Source organism: Acidovorax sp. JG5 (assembly GCF_017939685.1).
In the GTDB taxonomy this organism is placed as follows: Bacteria; Pseudomonadota; Gammaproteobacteria; order Burkholderiales; family Burkholderiaceae_C; genus Acidovorax.
In genome coordinates, this window is record NZ_JAGKSE010000004.1 from 78,860 (window position 1) to 93,371 (window position 14,512).

General features: G+C 64.7%; 14 protein-coding genes. 9 read left to right on the plus strand and 5 right to left on the minus strand.

Annotated features, from left to right (window positions below; translation table 11 throughout):
• Positions 1-45: 45 nt before the first annotated feature.
• On the minus strand, positions 46-1,269 hold the full coding sequence (coaBC, locus tag J8G26_RS06190; RefSeq protein ID WP_087744568.1) for a bifunctional phosphopantothenoylcysteine decarboxylase/phosphopantothenate--cysteine ligase CoaBC: 1,224 nt from the start codon (positions 1,267-1,269) through the stop codon (positions 46-48).
• A gap of 92 nt (positions 1,270-1,361) precedes the next feature.
• On the opposite strand from coaBC, the gene J8G26_RS06195 reads away from it, so the two are divergent.
• The 5 genes from J8G26_RS06195 to J8G26_RS06215 all read left to right on the plus strand — a co-directional run bounded on the left by J8G26_RS06195 (position 1,362) and on the right by J8G26_RS06215 (position 6,271).
• Complete coding sequence (locus J8G26_RS06195; protein WP_210568306.1) at positions 1,362-3,020, plus strand: CTP synthase; 1,659 nt, start codon at positions 1,362-1,364, stop codon at positions 3,018-3,020.
• A gap of 12 nt (positions 3,021-3,032) precedes the next feature.
• Positions 3,033-3,890, plus strand: a complete 858-nt coding sequence (gene kdsA, locus J8G26_RS06200; RefSeq protein ID WP_087744564.1) for a 3-deoxy-8-phosphooctulonate synthase — start codon at positions 3,033-3,035, stop codon at positions 3,888-3,890.
• Positions 3,891-3,987: 97 nt separating this feature from the next.
• Positions 3,988-5,274, plus strand: coding sequence for a phosphopyruvate hydratase (gene eno / locus J8G26_RS06205; RefSeq protein WP_210568307.1), 1,287 nt, complete (start codon positions 3,988-3,990; stop codon positions 5,272-5,274).
• Positions 5,275-5,406: 132 nt separating this feature from the next.
• A complete protein-coding gene (locus tag J8G26_RS06210) occupies positions 5,407-5,685 on the plus strand; it encodes a septum formation initiator family protein (RefSeq protein ID WP_087744560.1) in 279 nt (92 codons plus the stop codon).
• Positions 5,686-5,728: 43 nt separating this feature from the next.
• Positions 5,729-6,271 (plus strand): hypothetical protein, encoded by a 543-nt coding sequence (locus tag J8G26_RS06215; protein WP_087744558.1) that lies wholly within the window; start codon positions 5,729-5,731, stop codon positions 6,269-6,271.
• Here the strand turns inward: J8G26_RS06215 and J8G26_RS06220 are convergent.
• Both J8G26_RS06220 and J8G26_RS06225 read right to left on the minus strand, forming a co-directional pair.
• The gene (locus J8G26_RS06220; RefSeq protein WP_087744556.1) at positions 6,261-7,253 is read right to left on the minus strand and encodes an Hsp33 family molecular chaperone HslO; all 993 of its coding nucleotides are present in this window, start codon (positions 7,251-7,253) and stop codon (positions 6,261-6,263) included. The two genes, J8G26_RS06215 and J8G26_RS06220, sit on opposite strands and share 11 nt — an antisense overlap.
• A 38-nt stretch (positions 7,254-7,291) precedes the next feature.
• A complete protein-coding gene (locus J8G26_RS06225; RefSeq protein WP_087744554.1) occupies positions 7,292-7,816 on the minus strand; it encodes a gamma carbonic anhydrase family protein in 525 nt (174 codons plus the stop codon).
• Positions 7,817-7,911: 95 nt separating this feature from the next.
• Between J8G26_RS06225 and J8G26_RS06230 the strand changes: the two genes are divergently transcribed.
• From J8G26_RS06230 to J8G26_RS06240, 3 genes are all read left to right on the plus strand, one after another.
• Positions 7,912-8,715, plus strand: a complete 804-nt coding sequence (locus J8G26_RS06230) for a ferritin-like domain-containing protein (protein ID WP_210568308.1) — start codon at positions 7,912-7,914, stop codon at positions 8,713-8,715.
• 170 nt (positions 8,716-8,885) lie between these two features.
• Positions 8,886-10,085 carry an HDOD domain-containing protein gene (locus J8G26_RS06235; protein WP_232476540.1) on the plus strand — a complete coding sequence of 400 codons (1,200 nt, stop codon included), beginning with the start codon at positions 8,886-8,888 and terminating at the stop codon, positions 10,083-10,085.
• A gap of 111 nt (positions 10,086-10,196) precedes the next feature.
• Complete coding sequence (locus J8G26_RS06240) at positions 10,197-11,480, plus strand: HDOD domain-containing protein (RefSeq protein ID WP_087744548.1); 1,284 nt, start codon at positions 10,197-10,199, stop codon at positions 11,478-11,480.
• Between the two features lie 11 nt (positions 11,481-11,491).
• Here the strand turns inward: J8G26_RS06240 and xerD are convergent, their stop codons facing one another.
• Both xerD and J8G26_RS06250 read right to left on the minus strand, forming a co-directional pair.
• The gene (gene xerD / locus J8G26_RS06245; RefSeq protein WP_087744546.1) at positions 11,492-12,391 is read right to left on the minus strand and encodes a site-specific tyrosine recombinase XerD; all 900 of its coding nucleotides are present in this window, start codon (positions 12,389-12,391) and stop codon (positions 11,492-11,494) included.
• A gap of 65 nt (positions 12,392-12,456) precedes the next feature.
• A complete protein-coding gene (locus J8G26_RS06250) occupies positions 12,457-13,419 on the minus strand; it encodes a tripartite tricarboxylate transporter substrate binding protein BugE (RefSeq protein ID WP_087744544.1) in 963 nt (320 codons plus the stop codon).
• Positions 13,420-13,542: 123 nt separating this feature from the next.
• Between J8G26_RS06250 and J8G26_RS06255 the strand changes: the two genes are divergently transcribed.
• The gene (locus tag J8G26_RS06255; protein WP_210568309.1) at positions 13,543-14,448 is read left to right on the plus strand and encodes an AEC family transporter; all 906 of its coding nucleotides are present in this window, start codon (positions 13,543-13,545) and stop codon (positions 14,446-14,448) included.
• Positions 14,449-14,512 lie beyond the last annotated feature (64 nt).

Sequence of the window (14,512 nt, forward strand, 5' to 3'; positions counted from 1 at the left end):
GGGCCGCGCCTGATGGAACATGCGGCGGCTCTTGAAATGCCTTGGTCAGTCGTGTTGACGCGGCAACCGCGCCGCGATCTCGGCAATCAGCTGGCGGGCCAGCACGCGCTTGGAGGCCCTGGGCAGCTCGCGATGCCCCTGCGCATCGACCAGCAACAGTGCGTTGTCGTCCTGCCCGAAGGTGGCGGGGCCAATATTGCCCACCAGCAAGGGCACGCCCTTGCGCTGGCGCTTGGCCGTGGCGTGCTGCAGCAGATCGTGGCTTTCGGCCGCGAAACCTACACAGAACAAATCGCCCACCAGCGCATGCGGCGACTGGGCCACGGTGGCAAGGATGTCGGGGTTTTCGACAAAGCCCATTACCGGCGTCTGGCCCGAGCCATCCTTCTTGATCTTCTGGGTGGACGGCGCGGCGGGCCGCCAATCGGCCACCGCCGCTGTTGCTATAAAAATGGAAGCTATCTGCGCACGCTGGTCAACGGCTGCAAGCATTTCCTGTGCCGATTTCACATCCACGCGGTGCACGCCACGCGGCGTTGGCAAATGCACCGGCCCGGCCACCAGGGTGACCTCGGCGCCGGCCTCGCGGGCTGCGCGCGCTATGGAAAAACCCATCTTGCCGCTGGACAGATTGGTGATGCCGCGCACCGGGTCGATGGCCTCGAAGGTCGGGCCGGCCGTGATCAACACCTTGCGGCCGGACAGCAGCTTGGGCGCAAAAAAAGCCACCAGCTCTTCCAGCAACTCCAGAGGTTCGAGCATGCGCCCGTCGCCCGTCTCGCCGCAGGCCTGGTCGCCGTTGCCCACGCCCAGCACCACAGCGCCATCCTGAGCCACCTGGGCCAGGTTGCGCTGCGTGGCCGGGTGGGCCCACATCTCGCGGTTCATGGCGGGCGCCAGCAGCAAGGGCACGCGCTCTTGTGGCCGCGCCAGGCACAGCAGGCTGAGCAGCTCATCGGCCCGCCCCTGCGCCAGCCGCGCCACAAAGTCGGCGCTGCAGGGCGCGATCAGAATGGCGTCGGCCTCGCGGCTCAGGTTGATGTGGGGCATGTTGTTGGGCTCGCGCGCATCCCATTGCGAGCCATGCACCGGCCGGCCCGACAGCGCCTGCATGGTGACTGGCGTGATGAACTGCGCGGCCGCCTCGGTCATCACCACCTGCACGGTGGCGCCCTCCTTGATGAGCTGGCGGCACAGATCGGCCGCCTTGTAGCAAGCCACGCCTCCGCTCAGACCCAGAACAATGTGTTTGCCAGCAAGCTCATTCATGGGCGCGAATTTAGCAGACGAAGAAAGCCCTGCCAGACAGGGCACTTGCGGGGGGCCATCTATAATCCCAATTTCCCACCACCAAAAAAGACATGACCAAATTTGTCTTCGTCACCGGCGGTGTGGTGTCTTCCCTCGGTAAGGGAATCGCCTCAGCCTCCCTTGCCGCGATCCTCGAATCGCGGGGACTCAAAGTCACCCTCATCAAGCTTGACCCCTACATCAACGTAGATCCGGGCACCATGTCGCCGTTCCAGCACGGCGAGGTTTTCGTGACCGACGACGGCGCAGAGACCGACCTGGATCTGGGCCACTACGAGCGTTTCATCGAAACGCGCATGAAGAAAACCAACAACTTCACCACGGGCAAAATCTACCAGTCCGTGCTGGAGAAAGAGCGCCGCGGCGACTACCTGGGCAAGACCGTGCAGGTCATCCCCCATGTCACCAACGAGATCCAGGAATTCATCCAACGCGGCGCCGGCGTGGGCACACCCGATGCCGTGGATGTAGCCATCGTCGAAATCGGCGGCACCGTGGGCGACATCGAATCGCTGCCGTTCCTCGAAGCCGTGCGCCAGATGAGCCTGCGCATGGGCCCCAACAACACGGCCTTTGTGCACCTGACCTACCTGCCCTGGATTGCGGCAGCGGGCGAGCTCAAGACCAAGCCCACCCAGCACACCGTGCAAAAACTGCGCGAAATCGGCATCCAGGCCGACGCCCTGCTGTGCCGCGCAGACCGCCGCATTCCGGATGAAGAGCGCGCCAAGATCTCGCTGTTCACCAACGTGCCCGAATGGGGCGTGATCAGCATGTGGGACGTGGACACCATCTACAAGGTGCCCCGCATGCTGCACGAACAGGGCCTGGACGGCCTGATCTGCGACAAGCTGCGCCTGAACACCCCGCCCACCAGCCTCAAGCGCTGGGACGACCTGGTGTTTGAGACCGAGCACCCTCAAGGCGAGGTCACCATCGCCATGGTGGGCAAGTATGTGGACCTGTCCGACAGCTACAAGTCGGTCAACGAGGCCCTGCGCCACGCCGGCATGCGCAACCATGTGCGCGTGAAGATCGACCATGTCGACTCCGAAACCATCGAGGGTGCCGACGCCGCCGCCAAGCTCGCCAAGTACGACGCCATCCTGGTGCCCGGCGGCTTCGGCCAGCGTGGTGTGGAAGGCAAGATCGCCACGGCCCAGTTCGCCCGCGAGCAAAAAGTGCCCTACCTGGGCATCTGCCTCGGGATGCAGGTGGCCACCATTGAATACGCCCGCCATGTGGCGGGCCTGGCCCACGCCAACAGCACCGAGTTCAACCCCGCCACGCCCCACCCCGTGATCGCCCTGATCACCGAGTGGAAGGATGCGGACGGCACCATCAAAAAGCGCGATGAAAACTCGGATCTGGGCGGCACCATGCGCCTGGGCGCGCAAAGCTCGGATGTGGCGGCCGACACGCTGGCGCACAGCATCTATGGCGATGTGGTGACCGAGCGCCACCGCCACCGCTACGAAGCCAACGTGAACTACCTGGACCAGCTGCGCAAGGCAGGCCTGGTGATTTCGGCGCTGACGCAGCGCGAGCACCTGACCGAAATTGTCGAGCTGCCGCAAAGCGTGCACCCCTGGTTCATCGGCGTGCAGTTCCACCCCGAGTTCAAGTCCACGCCCTGGAACGGCCACCCGCTCTTCAACGCCTTCATCAAGGCAGCGGTCGAGCACCAGCAAGCCGCGAAAAACGCATAAGAGGACCCCACCATGCAGCTGTGCGGATTCAACGTTGGCCTCGACCAGCGCTTCTTCCTGATCGCGGGCACCTGCTCCATTGAAGGCCTGCAGATGTCGCTGGACGTCGCGGGCCAACTCAAGGAAGCCTGCACCGCTTTGGGCATTCCCCTGATCTACAAGGGCTCGTTCGACAAGGCCAACCGCTCTTCTGGCACCAGCCAGCGTGGCGTGGGGCTGGATGCGGGCCTGAAGATCCTGGACGAGGTGCGCCGCCAGCTGCAGCTGCCCATCCTGACCGACGTGCACGACGCATCCCAGGTCGCCGAAGTGGCCAGCGTGGTCGATGTGCTGCAAACCCCCGCCTTTCTGTGCCGCCAGACCGACTTCATCCGCGCCGTGGCGCAGTCCGGCAAACCGGTGAACATCAAGAAGGGCCAATTTCTGGCGCCCTGGGACATGAAGAACGTCATCGACAAGGCCCGCGCTGCAGCGGCCGAAGTCGGCCTGTCGGAAGACCGCTTCCTGGCCTGCGAGCGCGGAGTGAGCTTTGGCTACAACAACCTCGTGGCCGACATGACCAGCCTGGCCGAGATGCGCAACTCTGGCGCACCCGTGGTGTTCGACGTGACCCACTCGGTGCAAAAGCCCGGTGGCCTGGGTGCCGTGAGCGGCGGCGCCCGCGACATGGTGCCGGTGCTGGCCCGTGCCGGCGTGGCCGTCGGCGTGGCGGGCCTGTTCATGGAAACCCACCCCCGGCCCGCCGAGGCCTGGTCGGACGGGCCGAACGCCGTGCCGCTCAAGCACATGCGGGCCCTGCTCGAAACGCTGGTGGCGCTCGATGACGTCACCAAGCAAAGCGGGTTCCTGGAAAACAGCTTCAGCGCCTGATTCGCAGTATATTTTTGATAGCTAACAGCGCTTATTCCATAAGCGCTACAGGCCAAAATGGCTTGAAAAATTTAAAACTTCCCACCAAAGGAAAACCATGAGTGCGATTGTTGACATCGTAGGCCGTGAAGTGCTGGACAGCCGCGGCAACCCCACCGTTGAATGCGACGTGCTGCTTGAATCGGGCGTGATGGGCCGCGCGGCCGTGCCCTCGGGCGCCTCCACCGGCTCGCGCGAAGCCATCGAGCTGCGCGACGGCGACAAGAGCCGCTACCTGGGCAAAGGCGTGCTCAAGGCCGTGGAGCACATCAACACCGAAATCAGTGAAGCCGTGCTGGGCCTCGATGCCTCCGAGCAGGGCTTTCTGGACAAGACCCTGATCGACCTCGACGGCACCGACAACAAGAGCCGCCTGGGCGCCAACGCCATGCTGGCCGTGTCGATGGCCGTGGCCCGCGCCGCGGCCGAAGAATCGGGCCTGCCCCTGTACCGCTACCTGGGCGGCATGGGCAGCGTGCAGTTGCCCGTGCCGATGATGAACGTGATCAATGGCGGCGCGCATGCCAACAACAGCCTCGATCTGCAGGAATTCATGATCATCCCCGTGGGCGCGCCAAGCTTTCGCGAAGCCGTGCGCTGGGGCGCCGAGGTGTTCCACGCGCTGAAAAAAATCATCCACGACAAGGGCATGAGCACCGCCGTGGGTGACGAAGGCGGTTTTGCGCCCAGCGTCGAAAACCACGAAGCCGCCATCCAGCTGATCCTGCAGGCCATCGAAGCCGCTGGCTACACGGCAGGCGAGCAGATCGCCCTGGGCCTCGACTGCGCGGCCAGCGAGTTCTACAAGGATGGCATGTATGTGCTCGAAGGCGAAGGCGGCCTCCAACTCACCGCCCAGCAATGGACCGACATGCTGGCATCGTGGTGCGACAAGTACCCCATCATCAGCATTGAAGACGGCATGCACGAAGGCGACTGGGACGGCTGGAAGATCCTGACCGAGCGCCTGGGCCACAACGTGCAGCTGGTGGGCGACGACCTGTTCGTGACCAACACCAAGATCCTGAAAGAAGGCATCGACAAGGGCATCGCCAACTCGATCCTCATCAAGATCAACCAGATCGGCACGCTGACCGAAACCTTCGCCGCCATCGAGATGGCCAAGCGCGCCGGCTACACCGCCGTGATCTCGCACCGCTCGGGCGAAACCGAAGACAGCACCATTGCCGACATCGCCGTGGGCACCAATGCCGGCCAGATCAAGACCGGCTCGCTGTCGCGCTCGGACCGCATCGCCAAGTACAACCAGCTGCTGCGCATCGAGGAAGACCTGGGCGAAATTGCCCACTATCCGGGCCGCGCCGCGTTCTACAACCTGCGCTGAGCCATGCCGTCATCCACCTGGCTTCGCTGCGCTTTCCTCACGCCTGCCTGGCGGCGTGGGGTGGCGCGCCAGCGGCTGGGTGGAACGCAAAACGCGCTTGCGTCTTGCGGGCGCAGCCGTACCATTTAGGCCATGGTGTCCCGTCTTGTGCCCGTTGTCCTGCTGGCTTTGCTGGCAGCCCTGCACGCCCAGCTCTGGCTGGGCCGGGGCAGTATTCCCCGCGTGCAGGAAATGCAGCGCCAGCTGGCCGCGCAAACGGCGGCCAACGACCAGGCCCGCCAGGCCAACGAGCGCCTGAACTCCGAGGTGCACGACCTCAAGGAGGGGCTGGACATGGTGGAAGAAAAGGCACGCAGCGAGCTGGGCATGGTCAAGCCCAACGAGGTTTACGTGCAATACACGCCCCGCTGACCCGCCGGGCCTGGCCTCTACCCATCTACCCACGCTCCCCACCGTGCCTGCGCAGCAGACCATTGCCCTGCTGGGAGCGCCCGGCACCGGCGCCCCCGAGCTGGCCGAAGCCATCAACCGACGGCTAGAAAACTTCGCGATGACGGCGCAGGTGATTGCCGTGACTGCAGTGACTGCAGTGACTGCAGTGACAAACGCCACGCAGCTGCCCACCGAAATCCGCGACACCCTGCACCGCGCCGCCACCACCTTGCTGATGGGGCTGGATACGCCCTGCCCCGCGCCCGAACAAGCCCGGCGCGAGGCCTTTGACACACAACTGCGCACCATGCTGGCACATGCCGGCGTGCGCTATCTGGTGGTGTACGGCCAAGGCGCCAAACGGATCGCAAACGCCTTGAAAGCTATTGAATCAATAGCTAAACCCGCATTACCGGCAAGCGCTTGCGACCTGCTGGAGCAAAAACCCCTGCGCCTGCGCGCCTGGGATTGCGAGAAATGCAGCGACCCCGAATGCGAGCATCGCCTGTTCAGCGCCCTCACCGGCCGGGGCGCGGCCAGCCGGGTCGGCCGGCTTACTGGATGACAGGGGGCACCGGCGGCTGGCTGACAGTGGGCGAGACAAAAATCTGCGCCGCATCCACCGCGTCAAAGCGGTATTGCTGGCCACAGAACTCGCAACCCACCTCGACGTCATCGCGCTCGGCCAGGATGCTTTCGATCTCGTCCCGGCCCAGGCTGCGCAACATGTTGCCCACGCGCTCGCGGTTGCAGCTGCAGGCAAAGTGCGGGCCGGTGGCACCCACCTGCGGCTCGAACCGCAGCAGTTTTTCTTCCCAGAAGAGGCGGCGCAGGATGGTGTCCACATCCAGGGTCAGCAACTCTTCGCGGGTCAGGCTCGATGCCAGGTGGGCAATGCGGTTGTAGTCCTCGTTCCGGCCGATCTGGTCTTCGTTTTCGCGGTGCGTCAGACCCCCAGCCAGGTTGCCCTCGCCCTTGAGGGGCATGCGCTGGATCAGCAGGCCGGCCGCCACGGTGTCGTTGGCGGCCAGCACCAGCACGGTGTCAAGCTGCTCGGATTGCAGCATGTAGTGCTGCAGCACGTCCGACAGGCGCTCCAGCTTTTCGTGGTGGTCGCCATGCAGCGGCACCACGCCCTGGTAGGGCTGCTGGCCCGGGTGCCGGTCCTTGGGGTCGAGCGTGATGGCGCAGCGCCCGCCGCCGGCCACATTGAGCATCTGGCTCAGGCGCGCATCGTCGGCCACGGGGCCGTTCACCGTGGCGGTGGCGCGCAGGCTCAGGTCAGACTGCACCTCGGCCACCGCCAGCTTGACCGGGCCGTCGCCAAACACCTGCAGCACCAGCGCGCCGTTGAACTTGATGTTGGACTGCATCAGCACGCCGGCCGCCGCCATTTCACCCAGCAGCTCGCGCACGGGCGCGGGATAGGGGCCGGTGGTGGTGTTGCTGGCGCGGCGGTGCAGGATGTCGGTCCAGGCCTCTGTCAGGCGCACGAGCATGCCGCGCACGGGCATGCCATCGAAAAGAAACTTGTGGAGTTCAGACACGCAGGGGTTCCAGAAGAAATAAGGGGCCGTAGCGGCGTTCAGCCGATTTTGCGCAGGCCGGATTGGAAGCGGCGCGCGTTGTCGATGTAGTGCTGCGCGCTCTGGCGCAGGCCTTCGATCTGCTCGGGGGTCAGTTCGCGCACGGCCTTGGCGGGGCTGCCGATGATCATGGAGCCATCCGGAAACTCCTTGCCCTCGGTCACCAGCGCGCCGGCGCCCACCAGACAGTTCTTGCCGATTTTGGCGCCATTGAGCACGATGGCGCCGATGCCGATCAGCGTCTCGTCGCCAATGGTGCAGCCGTGCAGCATGACCTGGTGGCCCACGGTCACGCGCTCACCCACCACCAGCGGCTTGCCGAAGTCGGCATGCAGCACGCTGGCGTCCTGGATGTTGCTGCCCGCGCCGATGGTGATGGCCTCCGTATCGCCGCGCACCACGGTGCCAAACCACACGCTGGCATCCTCGCCCAGCGCCACATTGCCAATCACCTGCGCGCTGTCGGCCACCCAGGCCGATACCGCCACGCGCGGGGCCGCGCCATCGAGTTCGTAAATCGCCATGCACCACACTCCGTAAAAAAGGGATCTGCCTGTTGGTTACAACGCCGATGCTCTGGCCTTCAGCCCAACCCCACGCAGGGCCTAGAATTGTAAGGATGGAGCTTCGCCAACGTGCACTGCAGGTCTTGTGCCTCACAGACCCGGAACAAAAAACGGCTGCAGCGCTTGATCTTCATGCGCAAGCAGCTACGCTTTCAATAGCAGAACAAGCCCCCACAGCACCGGCGGATGTTGGCGCCCTGCCCGGCCACCCCGAGCGACCCACCCTGCTGCGCCACACCGAGGTCGCCCGCCGCTCCCCGGCCACCGCCGAAGGGCGCGCCGTTCTCATCCATGCCATTGCGCACATCGAGTTCAACGCCATCAACCTGGCCCTGGATGCAGTCTGGCGCTTTGATGGCATGCCGCAGGCCTATTACCTCGACTGGCTGCGCGTAGCGGCCGAAGAGGCCCAGCACTTTGGGCTGCTGCGCGAGCATCTGCGCCGCCAGGGGCATGACTACGGCGACTTCCCTGCCCACCAGGGCCTGTGGACCATGTGCGAGAAAACGCAGCACGACATCGTGGCCCGCATGGCCCTGGTGCCGCGCACCATGGAAGCGCGCGGGCTGGACGCCACGCCGCAAATACAGCGCAAGCTGCGCCAGGTGGGCACGCCCGATGCGCTTGCGGCGGCCGCCATTCTCGACACCATCCTGCACGACGAGGTGGGCCATGTGGCCATTGGCAACCACTGGTACCGCTGGCTGTGCGCGCGCCAGGGGCTGGACCCCGAAACCCTGTACGGCCAGCTGGTGCGCCAGTACGATGCACCGCGGCTCAAGCCCCCGTTCAACGAAGCCGCCCGCCGCAGCGCGGGTTTTACCGAAGCCGAATTGCGGTGGCTGCAGCAGGGCTGATGCTGAGCACTGGTTCACGATCTGACACCCGCACTGCCCGATTTTTCTACAATCAATCCATGCCGTCATGGCTTTTTGGCACGCCGAAAATAGACCCCCCATTCATGCCCACACACCCTGACAGCAGCGCCTCCTCGCCCCCACCGCCCCAAAGCCAATCGTCCGTCGCCATGATTGCGCGGCAGGCGATCGTGAACGCCCAGCACGTAGTGGTGGGCTATGAGCTGTTCAACCGGTCTCGCAGCGGCACTGGGCACACGGCCGCCACCGATGTCATTTTGGTGTTTACCGCCCTGTCCCATGCGGGCACCGAAGAGCTGGTGGGCAAGAAGCTCATCTTCGTCAATTGCACCCATGAAAGCCTGGCGGGCGGGCACCTCGAATTGGTGGAACCGGACAAGGTTGTCCTCGAAATTCCGCCGCTGGGCCACACCGCCGGCGCCGAGGTGGTGGCCCGCCTGCCCATTCTGGCGGCGCTGCGCGAGCGCGGCTTTCACCTGGCGTTCAACCACACGGTGCTGGAATCGGCCTACGCCCCCTGGCTGCCGCTGGCCGACTACATCAAGCTCGATCTGTCGGTGCTCGCCCTCGACCAGCTGGCCGTGCTGATCAACTATGCCGGCCGCCACTCGCAGGCCGAACTCATTGCCGAGAAGGTTGAAACCGCGCAGCAGTACGACATGGTTTCCAGCCAGGGCATCGAGCTGTTCCAGGGTTACTGGTTCGCCCGCCCCGCGCTCATCGAGGCCAAGCTGCTCCCCGCCGCGCAGGCCAGCATCATCCAGCTCATCAATCTGGTGCGCAAGCAGGCCAGCACCGATGACATTGAGGAAGTGTTCAAGAAAGACGCAGGGCTGGCATTCAACCTCATGCGGCTCATCAACTCGTCAGGCTTTGGCCTGAACCGCGAGATCACATCCTTCCGCCAGGCCGTGATGCTCATGGGCCTGAAAAAGCTTTTCCGCTGGGCGGCCCTGCTGCTCACCACATCACGCACAAGTGGCACGCCTTCATCGGTGGGCCAAACGGCCGTGGTGCGAGGGCGGCTCATGGAACTGCTGGCACTGGAAACCCTGCCCCCCGAAGAGGCCGACCTGGCCTTCGTGGCGGGCATCTTCTCGCTGCTGGACGTGATGCTGAACATGCCCATGGCGTCGGCGCTCGGCCTGCTGAGCGTGCCCGATGAGGTTTCGGATGCCCTGCTGCACCGCACAGGTTTTCTGGGTGATCTGCTCACGCTCGCCGAGGCCTGCGAATCCAGCGACGACTCGGTGTTTGACCGCGCAGCCGGCACCCTGCACCTGTCCAGCCAGCAAATCAACTTCGCCCATCTGCAGGCACTGGCCTGGGCTGACCAGATCACGGACTGAGAAGGCGTGAAAACCCCGACATGCCCGCACATCCCGCCAAAGCGCTCCCGTGCGCAGGCACGGGTCTAAAATGACCCGGAGCCCCCCCCCAACACCCTTCACAGCGAATTCATGTCGAGCACACCAGAACCAGACACCCCGGAAGCCTGCGTCGCGGCCCCCGAGAGCATGGAGGCCGACAATCTGGCCATCATCGCGCGCCAGGCCATCGTGGATGCGAACCGCACTGTCTATGGCTACGAGCTGTTCGACCGATCCACAGCGACCGACTCCCACACCGCCGCCAGCGATGCCGCCCTGCTGTTCAATGCCTTGTCGTATGCCGGCACCGAAGCTTTGGTGGGCAAGAAGACGGTTTTCATCAACTGCACGCATGAAAGCCTGGCAGGCGGCCACCTGGAACTCATCCACCCCGACAAGGTGGTGCTGGAAGTGCCCCCGCTCGCCGACGGCGCCACGGTCGAAGACATTGAGGCCCGGGTTGCCACGCTGGATGCCTTGCGCACGCGCGGTTTCCGGCTGGCGTTCGACCAGAACGTGCTCAAGCGCAGCTATGTGTCGTGGTTGCCACTGGCAGGTTTCATCAAGCTCGACATGCAGGCCTTCAAGCCCGAACTGGCGAGCCCGCTGGTCCAATTTGCCGGCACCAACAGCCAGGCCACGCTGATTGCGGAGAAGGTGGAAACCCACGAGCAATACCAGCTGATGGCGGACCTGGGGGTCAAGCTGTTCCAGGGCTACTGGTTCGCCAAGCCCGCGCTGGTCAAGGCCACCACCATCCGCCCGTCGCAAGCCACCATCATCCAGTTGATTAACCTGGTGCGCAAACAAGCCAGCACGGCCGAGATCGAAGAGTTGCTCAAGAAAGACCCCACGCTGTCTTTCAACCTGCTGCGCTTCATCAATTCCTCGGGCTTTGGCCTGTCGTGCGAGGTCACCTCGTTCCGCCATGCCGTGATGATCCTGGGCCTCAAGAAACTGTTCCGCTGGGCCGCCTTGCTCATGACCACCTCGCGGGCCGGCGGCGCCCCGCCAGCGGCGGGAACCACTGCGGTGGTGCGGGGCCGCCTGATGGAATTGCTGGCGGCTGAACTGCTCCCCCCCGAGGAATGCGACAACGCCTTTGTGGTGGGCGTTTTCTCGCTGCTCGATGTGATGCTGGGCGTGCCGCTGGAAAAAGCCCTGGCATCGGTGGCACTGCCCCAAACGGTGACGGACGCACTGCTGCATGGCACCGGTGTATTTGCACCGTTTCTCGAACTCACACGCGCTTGCGAAAGCGGCGACGAAGTGGCCTTTGCCAAGGCAGCAGAGGCGCTGCACCTGTCCAACCGCCAGGTCAACTGGGCCCACCTGCAGGCCCTGACCTGGGCCGAGAGCCTGGGCGAGGCTTAACCCGGGCCCACTCACCCCCGCGGATGGTGGCTTGCGTGCAGCGCCTTCAGGCGTTCGCGCGCCACATGGGTGTAGATGGTGGTGGTGGAAATATCCACATGGCCCAGCAGCAGCTGCACCACCCGCAGATCGGCACCATGGTTGAGCAGGTGGGTGGCAAAGGCATGGCGCAGCGTGTGCGGCGACAGGGGCACAGTGATGCCCGCCACCGCCGCCCACTTCTTGACGATCATCCAGAACATGACGCGCGTCATGCCCGCTCCGCGCTGGGTGACAAACAGGTCCTCGGTCTGCTGGCCGCCCAGAATCACGCCGCGCGATTCGTGCAGGTAGCGATCGATCCACAGCCGCGCTTCCTCACCAAACGGCACCAGGCGCTCCTTGCTGCCCTTGCCCATCACCCGCAGCACGCCTTCATTCAGGCCAAGCTGAAAGGTCTTGAGCGTGACCAGCTCGGTCACCCGCAGCCCGCTGGCATACATCAGCTCCAGCATGGTGCGGTCGCGCAGGCCCAACGGGGTGCCCACATCGGGGGCGTTCAGCAGCGCCTCCACCTGTGCCTGAGACAGGGTTTTGGGCACGCGCAGCGGCTGGCGTGCCGCCTGCAGCCGCACCGTGGGATCGGCGCTGATGCGCCCCTCGCGCAGGGCCCAGTGAAAGTAGCGCCGCAGCACCGTCAGGCGCCGGTTGGCCGACGTGGCCCGCGTCTGGGCATGGCGCTCGGCAAAGTAGGCCTGCAGGTGGTGCTCGGCCGTGTCATCCAGTGCCAGCCCAGGCTGCTGGCCGGCCAGCCAGGTGGCATACAGCGTGAGGTCGCGCCGGTAGGCGGCCAGCGTGTTGCGTGCCAGGCCGTCCTCCAGCCACAGGGCGTCCACAAAGGTATCGATGGCGGTCAAACTGGCAGCAAGCATCTAAAAACGATAGCACGTAAAAAAGCCGCCCAGATTGCGGGCGGCTGGCGTGGCAAGGCGTGCAGTTAATCCAGCGTGAGCTTTTGCTTCGCCACCACATCCTTGTAGACCGCGTATTCGGCTTTGATCTGCGCGGCAAACTGGTCGGGGGTGTTGCCCACAATGAGCGAGCCCGTGTCTTCAATGCGTTTTTTCACGGCCGGATCTTCCAGGGCCTTGCGCACGGCGGCGTTGACCTTGTCGACGATGTCCTTGGGCAAGCCCTTGGGGCCCACGATGCCGTAGTAGGCCATGCGGTTCACCGGCTCCAGGCCCAGCTCCTTGAAAGTGGGCACATTGGGCAGGGACGGCACGCGCTGGGATGCTGCCACCACGATGGGCACCAGGCGGCTTTCCTTGATGAAGGGCAGCGCCGAAGGCAGGTTGTCAAAAATCATGGGCACCTGGCCGGCCACGGTGTCGTTCAGGGCGGGGCCTGCGCCCCGGTAGGGAATGTGCGTCACAAAGGTGCCCGAGAGGTTCTTGTACAGCTCCATCTGCAGGTGGCCAATGCCGCCGGTGCCCGAGGACGAGTACGAGTACTTGCCGGGCGACTTCTTCAGCTCGGCCACGAAGGCCTTGTAATCCTTGGCCGGGAAGCTGGGATGCACCGCAATGATGTTGGGCGTGGCGGCGATGTTGATGATGGGCGTGAAATCGGTCAGCGGGTTGTACGGCGTCTTGGGGTTGATGGCCGGATTGGCTGCCGTGGTGGACACCGTGGCAATGCCAAGCGTGTAGCCATCGGGGGCCGACTTGGCCGTTTCATTGGCGCCCACGATGCCGCCGCCACCCGATTTGTTTTCCACGATCACGCTCTGGCCGAGCGCGCGGCCCAGCGGGTCTGCAATGACGCGGGCGATGATGTCGGTGGTGCCGCCAGGTGCAAACGGCACCTGCAGCTTGATGACCTTGGTGGGATAGCCCTGGGCCGCGGCGGCGCCCGTAGCGGCCGCAAGGGTGAGAGCGAGCCATTGACGACGGTGCATTCGATTCTCCTTTTTGGGGGGTTACAAGCCTCCATGTTATGCGCATTCACCAGCCGTCCTGTCCAAAGATTCCCCATAGGGGCTAACCCGCAGAAAGCAGCGCCGTCAGGTATTCTCGGCCCCGTGAATTACGCCCAACTCCTCCTCCCCGACTTCACCCTCATCCTCTTGGGCTACCTGGTCTGCCGCTACACCGCCCTCAACCGCTCCGTCTGGCAGCCCGTGGAGAGCCTGGTGTACTACCTGCTGTTTCCCGTGCTGCTGTTCCAGTCCATCGTGAAAAGCCCGGTGGACATCCGCGCAGCGTCGGGCCTGATCAGCGCAGGCGTGCTGTCGGGCCTGGCCGGCATTGCACTGGCCTACAGCCTGCCGCACTGGCCCTGGCTGGGCAAGCGCATCGACGCCCGCGACCACGCCGCCAGCGCGCAGGTGGCGTTTCGCTTCAACTCCTTCATCGGCCTGGCTCTGGCCGAGCGCCTGGCCGGCGCGCAGGGCCTGCTGATGATTGCCGTGCTGATCGGTGTGTGCGTGCCGCTGTTCAACGTGGCCGCCGTGTGGCCCATGGCGCGCCACGGCCAGCACGGCTTTGCGCGCGAACTGCTGCGCAACCCCCTGATCGTTGCCACCGCCTCGGGGCTGGTGGCCAACCTGCTGGGCTTTCGCATTCCCGATTGGCTGGAACCCACGGTAAGCCGCATCAGCGCGGCCTCGCTGGCACTTGGCCTGATGGCGGCGGGCGCGGGCATGCAGTTCGGCCTGCTCACGCGCAGCAAGACGCTGAGCACCGCCGTGCTGTCGATTCGCCACCTGGTGCAGCCGCTCATCGCCTTTGCCATGGCCCAGCTGTTCGCGCTCAACCCGGTGCAGACCACCGTGCTGCTGGCGTTTTCGGCCCTGCCCACCGCGTCCACCTGCTATGTGCTGGCGGCGCGCATGGGCTACAACGGGCCGTATGTGGCGGGGCTGGTCACGCTGTCCACGCTGCTGGGCGTGGTGAGCCTGCCTTTTGCGCTGGGGTTCTTGCGCTGACGCCTGCCGCCAGCGACGCAAGCACTATCAATTAAATAGCTACCAGCGCTTATATACAAAGCGC